General features: G+C 54.8%; 12 protein-coding genes. 10 read left to right on the top strand and 2 right to left on the bottom strand.

Annotation, left to right across the window (positions count from 1 at the left end):
- The first annotated feature begins 365 nt into the window (after positions 1-365).
- The 5 genes from U5A57_RS09770 to U5A57_RS09755 all read left to right on the top strand — a co-directional run bounded on the left by U5A57_RS09770 (position 366) and on the right by U5A57_RS09755 (position 4049).
- Positions 366-809 carry a hypothetical protein gene (locus tag U5A57_RS09770; protein WP_321910285.1) on the top strand — a complete coding sequence of 148 codons (444 nt, stop codon included), beginning with the start codon at positions 366-368 and terminating at the stop codon, positions 807-809.
- 27 nt (positions 810-836) lie between these two features.
- Positions 837-1418 carry a DUF2442 domain-containing protein gene (locus U5A57_RS09765; protein WP_321910283.1) on the top strand — a complete coding sequence of 194 codons (582 nt, stop codon included), beginning with the start codon at positions 837-839 and terminating at the stop codon, positions 1416-1418.
- Between the two features lie 450 nt (positions 1419-1868).
- Positions 1869-2156 (top strand): type II toxin-antitoxin system ParD family antitoxin, encoded by a 288-nt coding sequence (locus U5A57_RS41660; RefSeq protein WP_415774596.1) that lies wholly within the window; start codon positions 1869-1871, stop codon positions 2154-2156.
- 493 nt (positions 2157-2649) lie between these two features.
- Positions 2650-3573, top strand: coding sequence for a hypothetical protein (locus tag U5A57_RS09760; RefSeq protein WP_321910281.1), 924 nt, complete (start codon positions 2650-2652; stop codon positions 3571-3573).
- Positions 3570-4049: a hypothetical protein gene (locus U5A57_RS09755; RefSeq protein ID WP_321910280.1), complete on the top strand. Its 480-nt coding sequence runs from the start codon at positions 3570-3572 to the stop codon at positions 4047-4049. The genes U5A57_RS09760 and U5A57_RS09755 overlap by 4 nt, the downstream gene beginning before the upstream one ends.
- Positions 4050-4306: 257 nt before the next feature.
- Here U5A57_RS09755 and U5A57_RS09750 read toward each other — a convergent pair whose 3' ends face one another.
- Positions 4307-4699 carry a hypothetical protein gene (locus U5A57_RS09750; protein WP_321910278.1) on the bottom strand — a complete coding sequence of 131 codons (393 nt, stop codon included), beginning with the start codon at positions 4697-4699 and terminating at the stop codon, positions 4307-4309.
- Positions 4700-4735: 36 nt separating this feature from the next.
- Positions 4736-5281 (bottom strand): hypothetical protein, encoded by a 546-nt coding sequence (locus U5A57_RS09745; protein ID WP_321910276.1) that lies wholly within the window; start codon positions 5279-5281, stop codon positions 4736-4738.
- Positions 5282-6169: 888 nt separating this feature from the next.
- Between U5A57_RS09745 and U5A57_RS09740 the strand changes: the two genes are divergently transcribed.
- The 5 genes from U5A57_RS09740 to U5A57_RS09720 all read left to right on the top strand — a co-directional run bounded on the left by U5A57_RS09740 (position 6170) and on the right by U5A57_RS09720 (position 14617).
- Positions 6170-8638 (top strand): OmpL47-type beta-barrel domain-containing protein, encoded by a 2469-nt coding sequence (locus U5A57_RS09740; protein WP_321910274.1) that lies wholly within the window; start codon positions 6170-6172, stop codon positions 8636-8638.
- Positions 8635-9198 (top strand): topoisomerase DNA-binding C4 zinc finger domain-containing protein, encoded by a 564-nt coding sequence (locus U5A57_RS09735; protein WP_321910273.1) that lies wholly within the window; start codon positions 8635-8637, stop codon positions 9196-9198. The genes U5A57_RS09740 and U5A57_RS09735 overlap by 4 nt, the downstream gene beginning before the upstream one ends.
- Before the next feature lie 511 nt (positions 9199-9709).
- The gene (locus U5A57_RS09730; RefSeq protein WP_321910271.1) at positions 9710-11551 is read left to right on the top strand and encodes a phospholipase D-like domain-containing protein; all 1842 of its coding nucleotides are present in this window, start codon (positions 9710-9712) and stop codon (positions 11549-11551) included.
- A 1578-nt stretch (positions 11552-13129) separates the two neighbouring features.
- The gene (locus U5A57_RS09725) at positions 13130-13702 is read left to right on the top strand and encodes an NAD(P)H-dependent oxidoreductase (protein ID WP_321910270.1); all 573 of its coding nucleotides are present in this window, start codon (positions 13130-13132) and stop codon (positions 13700-13702) included.
- A gap of 144 nt (positions 13703-13846) precedes the next feature.
- Positions 13847-14617, top strand: coding sequence for an alpha/beta hydrolase (locus tag U5A57_RS09720; RefSeq protein WP_321910268.1), 771 nt, complete (start codon positions 13847-13849; stop codon positions 14615-14617).
- Positions 14618-14631: the final 14 nt, after the last annotated feature.

Here is a 14631-nt window from a genome sequence, read left to right as displayed (position 1 = left end):
CTTTCTTGTCAGTAGGAGAGGTTCGCTAGGAGACAAATCTCCGGTTCAGGCAACGCGTCGAGCAAAGCGCTACCGAGTCGCTCTGCGTATTGCGAACGCTGAGATGGACACAGTTGTACTTAGGATGGCGCTCAAGGCCGGTGAGCACTCGGGTGCGGCTTCGAGGTTCGACGGTCATGCGTTCCTTCGGCGCATGCTGGAAACGTAGTCCTGGGAGGATGCGACGATGTGCTTGTGGTCAGCAGTAAGCTGGTTGCGGCGGCCCGACTTGTCTATGGCGCTAGTCTTAAACCGCGGAGGGTGATTGCGTTCGAATCACAATCACGCATGACGCTAAGGTACTAGGGCGGCGCGGGGAGGAGAAAATGTTGAAACTCAGGTTTTATCCGAATTCACGTGGCGTTTGGGTTGGGGAATTGCTTGGCGACGCAACCAGACTGCTCGCCACGACGCATCCCGCGACAATTGCCGCTGCCATTTTCGCGATGGACCAGTACAAACTATGCGTCGAGACGGATATGGGAAGTTTCGAGATGGCGTTTCCCTTTGAGATGGGCGAGGGAGAGCCGTTGGGCGAACTGATGCAAGACGAGCAAATGAGGGAATGGATGAGGCTGTTCTCTACGTTCTCACGCTTCGATTTCGCTAGGCCGCTACCGTACGATACAAAGGCGGATGTTCATTTTCGTGTGGCAGTCCACCATCTTCCACCGGAGCTTGTGAAGGTTCGTCCGTCGGAACGAGAGCTGAAGGACTTTAAACAGCAACTGACGAAGCGGAATCAGTTCATCTACTATCCGTGGTGCTAAGAGGTTTGACTCTTAGTGGGGTAGCGAATGACAAGTCCTGATGACCCGGTAGCAGTGTCGGTCACCATAAATGCGGGCGATTTCACGCTCCTGATGACGGATGAGCGAAAATTTCGGATTCCTTTTAAATGGCTTCAAAATTTGCTAGCAGCGACGCCCGAACAGCGAAACGCGGTTAAAGTCTGCGAATCGGGCACGCGGTTGCTATGGGAGCAAGTAGACCAAGACATCAGCGTGGTCGCACTTATGCTGGATGCCGAACAAATCTTGCTTGAGGAAGGGCTAAGCGCGCAAATACCGGATGACTTTCCACTCGACACGACGCCCGCGTCATTGTCGGGGCGGCAACCAAAACTGGCGGCGCGAATAATCGCCGGTCGAGTTGTCGTGGGGCTGACGGCTCGCGAGCGATACGAGCGCTGGGACGTGTGCGAAGACCTCGTGCACCAACTTGTTCCCAAAGCCCAAAAAGATGCCGCCAAGTATCCCCAGCATTCACACGACGTTACGCTGGGACGGATGAGGCGCGCGGTTGAGGGCAGGCAGTGGACCGAAGGTCTGGAAACCGACTGGCTCATAGAGCGCTTGCGAGTTTTGCTCGACTGGTAGTCGTAGTGCAAGCCGGTTTGCGCGATTGCCAGCAGGCGGCAGGCTTGGTCAAGGCCGGTTCGTGCGTGTCAGAATGTGTGTAATTTCGGCATGAGATGACGACGGAACGGTGGTTGGGGTGGTTGACGTTGTGTGACGTGTATGTTTAGGCGCAGGCTGGCTATGACGTCGCCGCCTTGCCTGCATGCGGTTTGACTGACGCCTCGCGTTTTAACATCAACGGTTGTCGACAACTTTTCAATGCGGACCTGCGTTTAGCGACACCCAACATTGTCGTGCCGGTGGTCCAGCAGGAATGCGAGCAAAGGCGGCCCGCACTGTGTGCATGTGTAGCTGAGGGATATCTCGCGCTAGTCTTCTCCTGTTCCAACGACGCGGAGAACAGTCTTCCATGTTAGTCGGTCGCAAACCAAATTCACGAGCGACGCATGCAGACGGCTCGCTCTACCTATGCCGGCTCGAAAAACAACTGAGGCGACTTCCGTTATCCATGCCACCAATACAGATGTTACAGATGTATTTCTTGACGTTGGTCGCAGGCGCTTGCTGGGCGACAAATCTCCGCTACGGGTAACGCTTCGGGCAAAAAGATTTCGAACCGCGCTTAGCGCTGCAGGCGCCGAAGTAGACGTAGTATCCCTCCAAAGGGCCCTAAAGCGGGGCGAGAAGTCCGGGCCCGCAACCCGATTCGACGCCCACGCATTCTTGCGCCGGATGCGCGCCGAGCGCACGCGATAGGGGGGCGCGCCAGTCGCTCGCATGAATGGACGTCTATCTTTGAGCTCTTCGCTCGCTTAGTGGGAGCTACGAGCTACGACTCCGGTTAAGTGATTCACGGTTGCTGCATTGCCCGTGAAGTTTGCGCGCGCTAACCATTCTCGAGTTTGTGTGTCTTTGCTAACACATAGCAAAGGAAATGATTTGATTATTGGGATAAATAAAATTAACTGTTTTCAAATTACCTATCAAAATTCATCCATCAACTAAGTATTAAGCAACAAAAACAATGTGTGTGATTTTTTACTTCCGCTTGTCGTTAGACCGCGGCGTAGTAGGTGACTTGCACGCAGGTGGAGAGGTTAATAAACAAAAAAGGTTAGCTAATCTGATGAACAGGTAATTCTGGATTGCCCTGCCGAGGCCTCACCCAGAGTGAACTAGGATTTCCGTCGGGCTGCTCGCCAAGTGCGCTGATTGGGCGGCGGTCCGAAAATGTAAGAAGGAGACGACAATGGCTGCGCGTATGGACAACTCGAAAAAAAGTGGGCGCCACTACTCGACTCGGTTATTTCGGGGAGCGCTCGCAATTACAGTGCTTTGCTTGCTGTTGGCATCCTGCAAGAAGGCACCTGACCGAGTTGCAGCATCTGCTTCCGATGCCGCCGCAGCCTCGGCTCCTGCAGCTGCGGCGGCAGATGTCGCGCCGCCGGCTGATAGAACTACTTCGACTGAAGAAGCGAGCAAGGCCCCGCCGGCCGCGGCGGCCGATGTGCAAGGAGAGCGCGAACAGCTAGCTCAAGTTAGTAAGTGCGAGACCGAAGTTTCCAGCAATTCTTTCCCCAATCCGGTGCCTCAGCCGTCCGCAGAATCCCAACCCCTCGATGTGAAATTTGCGACGCCAGCTCATGGGAGAGCACTTACCTTCGGTGATATAGAGTTAGCGCTAAATAAGCTATTGAGAAAAGCTAACTATGGCTCGCAGCAATATTATCCGTTTCCATGTGGATTTGCTTTAGTAACGAGGGTAGAGCAAACCGACTCATTGTGGACGCCGCTGAAGCCGCCTGCTAGATGGGCCGTCAAGGTTAACTACGGGGAGGCGTGGTCAATGGAATCGGTTATTAAACAATTTGCACGCGCGCCAAAAGGCTACTACCAGATATTAGTATTTTTGGTGACGGACATGCCCGTTATAGGTAGTGGAAATTACCCAGAATTGTCATTCTTTGATAAATCTCTGAAGGGCGGTGCCAATAAACTATCTACTTCTCTCGAGAACAGGAAGGCAAGCGAACATGTGAAATGTACTGTGCTAATCTACGAATTCTGGAAAGCGGATGGGGTCGACGCACAGGCTTTGGAGCCCGGTCAGTTGGATGCGATGGGGCATCTGCAAAGGGCATCCCTTATTTCCGGACTGGAGGTAGTTCAGTGAGAACGCGAACCGCACAGAACATCTTGGGTGGAGTGTGGCTCTGCTTCTTCGTCATTCAGTGTGCGCTCTTGGTAATACGGACTGTATTAGGAAGTGATGACCCAAGCTTTAGTTCCGCCACTAATGAAATGTGGAAGTGGTACCTGCCGATGATGCTTCCCACAATCTCAATCATCCTTGCTACGATTTATGCTTCGAGGCAATCCAACACGAAACATGGTGACGCTGGAATTTATGGTATCGTGATTGCAATCTTGTTGTCGACGCTTTACCTGTTGAGCGTATCTGGTCTATTGATAATGCCACCGACAGTAGGCCTGCTACCAGATGACCACCTCAAACTGCTGCACGAATCAGTATATTGGTTGGGAGTATTGCAGTTGTGCGTTGGTGCCTCAATCGGTCACTTCTTTGGCAAAGTTCCGGCTGGGCAGGAGCGGAAGTTGGGCGGCAGCAAAGAGGAGAATAGCGAGTAGTAGTCGAGAATCTATTGGGCACGTAAAGACGCGCAGTGGGTTTTCGGACGAACGCCCTGCCGGAAGATTTTGCCGTGAGATACCTCACGCAGCGGCAGCACGCCGAGCTGATTCAAGCAAAGAAGAAGCGCACTTTAGGCGCGCGTCTTCCGTCCGCCACACGGGACGAGCATTCTTGTTCAAAACGGGAATCGAGCTTTCGTTACCTCGCCGATTTAGAGATGCTCACTCTATAACAGCGCCAATCTTGTCCAGTGTCAACGACGGAACGAAGTCCTTGTCCTGATACACAGCAGCGAGGTCCTCTTGGGGATTTCGTGGTTTTCGTCAGGAAGGTCTGTCCCGGCGGCCGCGAGCGCCGCATCCCAAATGGCTGCTAGGTAGCGGGCGCCTGCACCCATCACCGCCGCGGTTTGCTTACCAAAAGCGTCCCAAAGCCCGTCGACGACCTTTACAGATGTGCCGCCACCGAGCCTGATGTACTCGTCGATGGGCGTACTGGGCGGCAAAGTCTCCGCGGAATAGGCCATCAACGTCACAGTTGCGAGTGCCGCGTCTCGGCCATCCTTGATGTTTGGAATTATTTCAGCGAACCTCGTGGCTGCAGGCAGAATCGCGTCGAGCAACTCCTTCGAATGACGGTCGACCATCTTGTTGTCATAGGTCGAGTGGACGTCCTTGCCAGGTCAACTCTTAGTCGTCGCACCTTTGGCATCGCGATAGCCGTCGGAATGATAGAAACCGTGCAATGGCTGGCAGGCATCGCCGACGTAGTGCGCGAGCACGCCGGCAGCACACAGGAATTTCGTATCATTCTTTGCTTGGAGCTGGCGTACCATCTCGCCAAAGATTTGCCAGACCCGGAACGGCAGTAGGCCTTGCGATTTCGCATCGGTATGGCGGTTTTTCTGATACCAGGTTCGCCAGTTCTCAACACTCATGAACTCTGTTCCCGCGAGCGTCAGGTCTCGAAGCGTTTTGCCTTCGCTATCAGGCTCGTCGATGTCAGCATAGTGGTTCGGGTGTTCCGGTCCGGCGTTTTGCGCGTAGTCGCGGCCGCCAGGTACCCTATCCGAGGTCTTTTTCCATACGAGGCCTGGCACGTCCGCCAGTTCTACAAACTCCCCATTGGAGAGTTTGTCTCGAATTTGCTGAGGGCTCAGTTGGTCCGGGCGGAAACTTATCCGCTCAACGTTGACGTCAAGAAAAGTCTCCAGCGCCGGCGAGGTCAAGGCCTCAATGGCCGCCGTCGCGATGCTGTAGTGACCGGTTTTCCCCCAGAAGGGATTGGCGCCAGTGTTGTGCGCACGGACAACCGAACGCGGAGCTCCAGAATATTGCGAAGAATGTATCGTATTTACATGAATGCAAACCGGAGACGAATCGGTTTTGATAAGGCTGAGCTACACTGCACTTCGATAACGCATCCACGTTTTCTCTTGTCGATATGTTGTCGAACGAGGTAATCGCCGTCTCAAATCGGTTTGTTCGTGGTCGTTGGCGACACGTCCAATCTGTCGTGCTCGATGCATACGATGGAACTCCTGACGAAAAGTGTCCGACGCAAAAAATATGTTCGACACCGAACAAAAAAACAGAATCCTTAAGGTTGTTTCGCCTATATTGTATGGAAGTTGAAGGTATTCTGTAGTTGCGCTTACTATGTCGTCCAAACGGCGGAAGGGCATATGTTTGATATTGAAGTTTGTTAGTAATCCTAAATTAACTATCTCGTTAACGTAGAAGGCGATGCAAATATTAGGATTTTCTATACGAAGACGTTACAAAGGCAAGTTCCATACTATTTAAGAAATGGCAGATTGAAGCGAGTCGATGCTTGACTGAACGTGTAAATAGAAAGGAGGTGATTTGAAAAGTAAGTCCTATTCATTGGGATGAAAGAAAAGTGTTTTTATGTGCCTTTAGAGCAAGGTTAGAGGGCAGCTGCCCCATGTGGAAATCATTCGAATCGCTCGTATAGCGCTTTCTGACGGATGCAAGATTTTCTTGTTCGTCGTCAGACATTTATATCCCATTTGACGTTTCGAAGCGGGCTTACTGACGGTATTTCGAAAACTAATTGTGTCGGTATTTTCATAAATACCTGTTTTGGAGGCGGTATGGCCGCGCGTAGTGTATCTGTGAACTTGAAGAACGCTTCGGATGTCGCGTTAATTTACAATCATGGCAGCCTTAGCCACGGCATCATCACCACAAACCCGCCGAGTCGCATCGAACCGGGAACAACCGGGAGCTGGGAGTCAGAATCGTCTGGCGTTGCCACCGGCACTGAGGGTGAGGTTTTCTACGACATTGAAACCGCACCGGGGCAGACCGCTGGGACGGCCCACTTTCACTGGGACAACCCTTTCGTTGGCTCGAACAGCTATGACGAGTCGGTCCCTGATGGGTACAAAGCAGGGCGGTCGGGTGGCGACGGTGACAACGCCACAGTCAATTGGACTTTTGACTGCTCCTCTTCGACGTGTGACGGCATTCCTGATGACTGGAAGCTCCATGGCGTAACCATCGACCCGGGTGATGGAAGTGGCCCGCAGTTTATTGACCTGCCGGCAATGGGGGCTACAGTAAATAAGCCGGATATCTTTATTCAGCTCGACTGGATGGCCGACTCAACGCATAGTCATGCAATTTCGGCCGCGGCGATAAAGAGTGTCGTTGACGCGTTCGCGAACGCCCCCTACAAAAGCCGTACGGGCTCTGTAGGCATCAACCTGCACATCGATGCAGGGCCCAACAGCATCATGAACTTTGCGACCAGCCAAACTTGGGGAGCTCTGAGTCGTGCCAAACAGCTGACAGAGGTGACGAGCCTCGGAACCGGAGGTGTGAACAATTACGACTGGACGGCGTTCGACAAAATAAAGAACGCTCCGGGCGGGTTCACGAGCACCGGCAGAACGGCAATCTTCCATTATGTGATTAGCGCACATCAGATAAGCACCCTCACAAATAGCGGAGTCGCCCGCACGATACCGGGAAGCGACTTCATTATCAGCCTAACGTCCTGCTGTACTACTGCGCCAACCGACCTTCAGCAAGCGGGCACGCTGATGCACGAGCTCGGCCACAACCTCGGCCTGCATCACGGTGGCGGTGACGACGTCAACAACAAGCCCAACTACGTGAGCTTGATGAACTATCTGTTTCAGTTTACAGGGCTCACTCGAAACGGCGTCGCCGGTATCCTCGATTACTCTAACGTTGCTCTTGATACGCTAGACGAAACCAATCTCGACGAGACTTCTGGGGTTGGTGCAGCTGCAAAGGGTGTGCAGACCAGTCACTGGGTTACGCCACCTGGAAAGGCTGGTACGTTTGTCACAGTTGCTGACGCCAGCCAACCAATCGACTGGAATGGGAATGGCATATCGACCGATAAAAACGTTACCTTCGACATCAACGGCGACGGCACACTTTCATCAGCACTCACACCCTATGACGACTGGAAGAACCTCAGATTAAAGGGGGGGGCAATCGGAGCGGGCGGCGCGTTTAAGCCGCCGATGGCGACAACTGTCGACGAGATAACCCCCGAAGACATGCAGCGCATCCTACCTCCGGACACGACCCCACCTTCTACGCAGGCTGACGTTTCGCCACCACCAAACGCTGCAGGCTGGAATCGCACAGACGTCACGGTGACCTTTGCAGCGACAGATGATATATCTGGAGTCGCGCGAACGGAGTATCTGTTAGATGGAGGCCCTTCGATTGCGGCTTCCGGTCCGCTGTTGATTTCAAATGAGGGAATACATGACTTGCAGTATCACTCCGTGGACTACTCGCAAAACGTCGAGGTCCCGAATGATTTGACTGTCAAAATTGACAAAACTCCGCCGGAAGCAGTTATCTTCTATGACCCCCAAGCGCACCGCATCATTGTTACGGGTCGCGATGCGTTGTCGGGTGTCGCGCCTGGGGCAATCACACCCATTTCTGTGGCTCCGGCCGTATGGACGAACTACGGCTCTGACACCGCGCAAATAAGGAGTTATATCATCTCGGACATTGCGGGAAATACAACAGCACTAACCGTCAAAGTGAGATGTCAACCTGACGAATTCGAACTTAGTGTTGTCGAACTGCGTTACGGCCATCAAGAAGAAGTTCGCAAGCTGGAGCGCAACACCATCGAGTTCAGACGACTGCGCGGATGCGGTGCGAGCCACCCGTTGCTCGCAGTGACGCAACGAGTGAGCCTTGGGGACGGACAAAGCAGGTCGACCGTGTCATGCTTTTACGACGTGTTATATAACGAGTCCCATCTTTCACACACTCAGGGAAGCAACGAGTGCAGCGCCTGTCTTGAAGAGGGGCGTAAGTCCGGCGAAGGTCGGGTGCCAGTCCAAGAACGCGAGCCTAGCGAAAGAATCGAGTTAGTCACGGCACAGGAACCAATCCGAGGGAGTAAGCCAGCAGACGCACAGGCGCCTGTTCAAGGACACTCGGATGGCATGGACCAGGACTGCGGTAAGCCAAGCCATTGTCAGTGTCCCGGTACTTGCGGATTTATCCTGCTGCACATCGCTACGGACAAAGGTCGTCTCGACGTGGAAAAATCTTGAGCACGCATCGTTCACTTGTGGAAGGTTGGCCACGCCCCATGTCGCTGTCCGAGAGTTCGCCCGAATGCTTGGTCATGCAAGTAACATCTGAGCAACATACATTCATCACCGTTTCAAAAAGCGGCTGGCCGAAACTGGTATCTTCGGCCAGCACAGAGCAGGCGGACTACGTCAATCTGCCTGGCATGCTCAGCCGTTCGTTCCCGAGCACTCGTGTAGATGACCCTGTGTTGACAATGGCTATGCCGAGCGGTGACGCTTATCCCCTTGGCGAAGAGCGGCGACTGTTCTACGTCGCTCTGACTCGAGCGCGTCGCTCAGTCGTACTTTTGACCGTCAAGGGAGAAGCATCTTCCTTTTTGGATGAGCTCGTTGAAGATAGGGCCGTCACAGTTGAGTCGACCACCGGTGAAGTGATTAACGAGGAGCGATGTCCAGCTTGCAAAATTGGTGTCATCGTACAGCGTAGCGGCCCACATGGCCGGTTTGAAGCGTGTTCGGCGTATCCGCGCTGTGAATACAGACCCAGGCGGCGGGTGAGTACCCAGAGAAAAGTTTGAAGGTAGATGGCACGCGTGTCCATGGCGGCGCTTGCACGAAAAGTGCGTGATTCAGCGACCAAGGTCGTCCGAAAACCGCACGTATCGGTCGGGGGCCACCTACCTAATTTACCTAGGCATTCGCGCATTCATGACGAAGGCGACCGTCCCCTATGCGACGAATCGCGCCTGTCACTGCCTCAGAGAGAAGCCCTGCATGTTAGGGAGCTGGAACGCTGGCCAACCTCTAGAGGACATTCACCTGCACTGGAGCCTCCCGCTCCGACGGAGGACGGCGTTCATTTTGTCGCGAGCCTTGTGCTACGGTCGGTGTGCTCCCAGAATCCTTTGCCGCTGTCCTAACGATTCCAAATACTCAAGGCAATCACGTTCTCATCACGCGAACTGCTGCATTGCGCGCTGGGGCTTTTCCGTGCCGGCATAAGGTATGTTGGTCACCGCACTGTCCGTCGCAAAATTGTCGTATTTCGCCAATTAATCTCCCTTGGTCGCCAACGAATCGGCGACATCCATGGTGTTGGAGACCCATATGGAGGGAGATATGTCCGCAAAATGTATCGCGTTTTCGAACAATGATGTAATTCTGATTGCCTGGACATTTGCGAGCAAGCTGGAGGGTTGCGTCGGATGCGATGTTCGTCGCATTCCCGCGCACGAAGCCAAAACGGACGTCGATGACGCACAAGGCGAGTCGTTGCCTGCGATGGCGGGCTTTCCGGGGGACCCTATTGCAGGGAAGGGTGGTCAAACTACCTTGGAGGCTCCCATCCAGAAGTTCTTTTGGAAGGATTTGTACGTCACGAATCTCGCGTCGCCGGGTCCATACATCTACCAAATCATTCCCATGAAGGGGACGTTCGACGACAAGGGTTTGCCGACACTATCGGCAGACCCGGATGTACGGCCGCTCTTCTCGAATCCAGTCGCATTGACAGCCGACCACGGCCCGGACGGCGAGGAGGCTACTCTTCAAGCTTACTTCAACCGTGGAATCCTCGCGACCCAGGCGCTAACCCATGAGGTGCCGCTCAGCAAACGCACTGGCGCGCCCGACGCCGGCGCATTGCTAAAACGGATTGCCGACCCGAATGACGCGTTGCGCAAATCATTGTCGAGCGACCTCACGGAAGCGTTGCCTGCTTTGCTACTCGAGGCCAACAAGGAACGTGGCAACTGCTATGCGGCCCTCTATGAACTGAACGACAAAGGCCTCGAGTCGTATCTCATCGGCAACAAGCAGGTGCACATGATTCTGTCGAACACCTTCGACAGCAAGAGTGATAACCCCGACAAGGAAAACAAACCAGCGCGGGACGCGCTGCACCACTCCGGCGTAGACGTGCTTGACCGTATCCTTCCCGACGGCAGCCACATTGGACACAACAAGTTCGTGCTCTACCTCGATGCGCAGAACAAGCCCACCGCGGTGTTGACCGGTTCTACGAACTGGACGTCCACTGGCCTTTGTGCTCAAACCAACAATAGCCTGATTGTTCGCTCCGCAAGCGTCGCCCAAGCCTATTCCGATTATTGGGACCGCCTGAAGGAGGACACCGACGCGGCCAATGGTGACCCGCACGCGTTGCAAGGGAAGACATTTCGAACAAGCAACGAGACGCCAGTAAACGTCAACGTACCAGGCGCGACAAAAGCAGCGGTCTGGTTTTCGCCAAACACGGCGCAAAAAAACAAGCCCGCGAACGTTAAGCAAGCACCGGTCGATATGGCCGACGTGGAGGGGCGTATCGCTGCGGCTAAGCATGCTGTCTTGTTCCTTTGCTTTGACCCGGGCAAGCCAAGCATCGTGGACGCAGCAGCCAAAGCACTGGCCGCAAATCGAGACCTGTTCATTCGCGGAGCACTGACCAACGTTGAGCGCGCCGGGAACTTCGTTATCGACCTGCACGACAATCAGCACGAGCCGGACGACCCTGCGCAGGTTATACCGGCCACCGCCATCGACGACACATTTGGCATGTGGGAAAAGGAACTGCTAAATGCCGGGCATGCAGTCATCCACGACAAGATTGTCGTCATCGACCCGTTCGACCCCGAGAACTGCACGGTGGTTGTTGGCAGCCACAATCTTGGCTACAAGGCGTCGTTCACGAATGACGAGAACCTTCTCATCATCGAGGGCAATTCGAGCCTCGCCCAAGCCTACACGGTCCACGTGCTTGATGTGTATGACCACTACCGCTGGCGCTACCTTCTGGCTCAGTACGGTACCAAGGACAGTTGGCAAGGGCTCCAGCCCAATGACAAGTGGCAAGACCGTTATTTTCCGGGAAAAGGGGGCAAGGCGGATGCAGAACTGGCGTTCTGGCTTTCGGCGGCTAGCGGCGTTCTATAGTGCGAAAAGAAGGGCCGGTAGACCATACCTGCAGGGGTCATGCCGCTTGGAAGAACAGCCGTGCAAGCGTCAGGAGCGACGAGCGACACAGTTGGTTAAGCGAACGCTTACTCTTGAGTTCAGTGTTCTTTCATGTTGCGCCGCAATATAAGTTGGCGTAGAGTTTGAAGCGTCTCCTCCATGTCTCCACGATATGGATTCAGCCCACCGTCTTGGTGGGCTTTTTCTTTTCAGACGTCGGTGCCGTCCCTTCTGTGCTTGCGGTATAGGTCTGTCAACAGCCAGCGCGCGACAATTTCTGGGCGGTCTCTTCCATGCGATGCAAACTTCACGTCGCCATGGAAATAGACAATGACAGTCCCAGTCATCACTCGATACGTCCCTTCATGACGACGACCATCTAGCTCAACGGTCACAGGATGAGTTTCTTCGTACTCTGCTGAAGTCACATTCGTTACCTTTGCTTGCCAGAGAATTGACGGGAGTCGAGACCTGCCCTGTGAGTCTTCGTGCTCTGAGCGCGCCTAATATCGGCTGAGCACACGTCTATCTTTGCAAACAGAGGCCGAGAAGTGCAACTGGGCGATAACCTGAGTACCAGCCTGGACATTGCGTGTGGCGCTTACCCTTTGCCTCAGATTGGCGCACGACCTTGAGATTCGCTGCGATGTCGGTGAGCCAGTCGCGTGACTGAGAGTCATCCATCCTTCTGAAAGGCGATTGCAATGGACATGCGAGGTGACTGCACAAAGCATCGAAGGACTTACATCATGTGCCGCATGCAGCAAGCAATGCTCAGGCTCGGCCACGCGAATGGGTAAGAAGAGCGCGCCGCTGCAAGGCGCTGGGTGAATGCTTGGAGTCGCGCGCTCGGTGAGTTGCGTTTTGGCGTGGGTGGCCGCAATGGGCTAGCGCCACCGAGTTCGAGGGCGCATCACGACCATGCTTAGGTGTCCTGCCTAATCAGCAGGCCGTTGTTGCCGAGGTCCACCAAGTCCTGTCCGTGAGCATTTCCCGGAGCACGCGTAGACTATCCATGTGTATGCTCATGGCCATTTCGCTTCCGGACCGACGGAAGTATCGGGGTTCAAGGTGATTCTGGACATCGTCACGATGCCTGTCGTCGTGGTTCGTTCAGCCTGCGTCTGCTCGTAGGCGAGAGGGCGGAACAACCATCTCGATTCCGCCGGTTGAAACGTCGTAGAGGAGACCAGAAACCGTGTAACCGCCGGGAATATCGGGGTTCGCCGCGGCGCAGCCAAGGTATTCGTGGCGGCTCGCGACACGACTTCGCTGCGTCCACCCCAAGGTCGCATTCTGTCCACAGATGTCTACGAAGCAAGTCCGGGATGATGTCGTGAGCTCTGTTGCTCCGCCACGAACACTGCTTGCCGCGAGGCACCATTTTTCTTTTCGCGTCTCTTCTTCAAACTTGCTCCTGTTAATTTAGACGTCCATGTCCCGCAGCACGGCTGGCCACTCGCGGCAAGCAAACCGTTGCTAAGCGCCGAATCGATTGCTCAAAGAAATTCTTGGACTCGACGTCGACATTCAACCTTCTCTTTGACTGGAATGACGATGAAGATTCTGGCGTTCGCAGGCAGTTCCCGAAGCAACTCCCTAAATCAGAAGCTCCTTGATATTGCTGCGATGGCTGCCATCGAGGCCGGTGCGCAAGTGACATCCATCCATTTGCGCGACTATCCACTGCCTTTTTACTGTGGCGATGTCGAGGCGCAGCTCGGGCTACCGGAACGTGCCGCCAGCCTCCAGGCGTTGCTGGCAGAAAACGACGCCTTACTCATCGCCTCGCCCGACTACAACGGCGGCTACAGTGCAATCCTGAAGAACGCGCTTGACTGGATGAGCCGACCGAGTGGCGATGGCAAGCCGGGGCTGGCCCACTTCGCCAACAAGGCTGTAGCGGTGGTCTCTGCGTCTCCGGGGCCGCTCGGCGGCTCGCGCGGCCAACTGGCCATTCGCGGCGTGCTCGACAAGCTGGGCATGCTTGTGATTCCGCAGTCGTTCTCGCTCGGAAACGCTCACGAAGCGTTCGACGAACGGCACAAGTTGAAGGATGCGAAAGTCGAGAACATGGTTCGCGCGGTCGGAGTGGCACTCGCCGACACGGTCCGCAAGCTCAAGGGCTAGCAGGGCTGCTGTCGCGAAAGTATGAAACCGCTCACACAGACGTCAGGCCGAGTGCGGCGGAAGCCGACGCACAATGCGTTGGCTTTTGGGCGCGCCAGCACTATCGATGGAACACCTGAAAACGATGGACATGGAGGTACGAAAATGCCAATCGAAAGACTTGAATTTTTGGGGCCACTTGACCAGAAGCTTTCTGCTCGCCTGGACAGCCCGAGCGGGTCGCCTCGTGCGTACGCGTTGTTCGCACACTGCTTCACATGTGGAAAAGACGTGTTGGCCGCGAGTCGGATTGCGCAGGGACTTGCCGCCCACGGCATCGCTGTATTCCGGTTCGATTTCACAGGACTCGGAGCAAGCGAGGGTGACTTCTCCGACACCAGCTTCTCGACCAACAGCCTCGAACTCATCGCCGCCGCGGATTTCTTGCGTACGAACTTTCGCGCGCCATCGCTGGTCATCGGTCATAGCCTTGGAGGCGCTGCTGTTCTTGCTTCGGCATCACACATTCCTGAGATTCGCGCGGTCGTTACAATCGCAGCGCCGAGCGACCCGGCGCACGTGATAGCTCATTTCGGCGACCACCTTTCTCAAATCGACGCGCATGGCGAAGCGATGGTCAATCTTGCGGGCCGAGCCTTCAAAATCAAGCGGCAGTTTGTCGTCGACGCGCAAGGGCATCGGCTGGCAGATAGCATTTCGCAATTGGGCCGTCCCCTGCTGGTCATGCACGCGCCCGGAGACACCACCGTAGGAATCGAAAACGCCAACGCTATCTTTAAGGCGGCAAAGCATCCGAAGAGCTTCGTGTCTCTCGACGGCGCCGACCATCTGGTTACGCGGAAAGAAGACGCGCTCTACATCGCCAATGTCATTGCAGCGTGGAGCCTGCGCTATCTACCGTCGGTTCAAGCCTGAGTTACTCGCAAAAC

Source organism: Paraburkholderia sp. J11-2 (assembly GCF_905220185.1).
In the GTDB taxonomy this organism is placed as follows: domain Bacteria; phylum Pseudomonadota; class Gammaproteobacteria; order Burkholderiales; family Burkholderiaceae; genus Paraburkholderia.
This window is presented reverse-complemented; position numbering and strand designations above follow the sequence as displayed.

Excerpts from the sequence above, each read along its gene's own strand:
- U5A57_RS41660 (WP_415774596.1), top strand. The coding sequence starts at position 1,869 with ATGCCGGCTCGAAAAACAACTGAGGCGACTTCCGTTATCCATGCCACC.
- U5A57_RS09725 (WP_321910270.1), top strand. The coding sequence starts at position 13,130 with ATGAAGATTCTGGCGTTCGCAGGCAGTTCCCGAAGCAACTCCCTAAAT.
- U5A57_RS09760 (WP_321910281.1), top strand. The coding sequence starts at position 2,650 with ATGGCTGCGCGTATGGACAACTCGAAAAAAAGTGGGCGCCACTACTCG.
- U5A57_RS09730 (WP_321910271.1), top strand. The coding sequence starts at position 9,710 with ATGGTGTTGGAGACCCATATGGAGGGAGATATGTCCGCAAAATGTATC.
- U5A57_RS09765 (WP_321910283.1), top strand. The coding sequence starts at position 837 with ATGACAAGTCCTGATGACCCGGTAGCAGTGTCGGTCACCATAAATGCG.
- U5A57_RS09750 (WP_321910278.1), bottom strand. The coding sequence starts at position 4,699 with ATGGTCGACCGTCATTCGAAGGAGTTGCTCGACGCGATTCTGCCTGCA.
- U5A57_RS09770 (WP_321910285.1), top strand. The coding sequence starts at position 366 with ATGTTGAAACTCAGGTTTTATCCGAATTCACGTGGCGTTTGGGTTGGG.
- U5A57_RS09740 (WP_321910274.1), top strand. The coding sequence starts at position 6,170 with ATGGCCGCGCGTAGTGTATCTGTGAACTTGAAGAACGCTTCGGATGTC.
- U5A57_RS09720 (WP_321910268.1), top strand. The coding sequence starts at position 13,847 with ATGCCAATCGAAAGACTTGAATTTTTGGGGCCACTTGACCAGAAGCTT.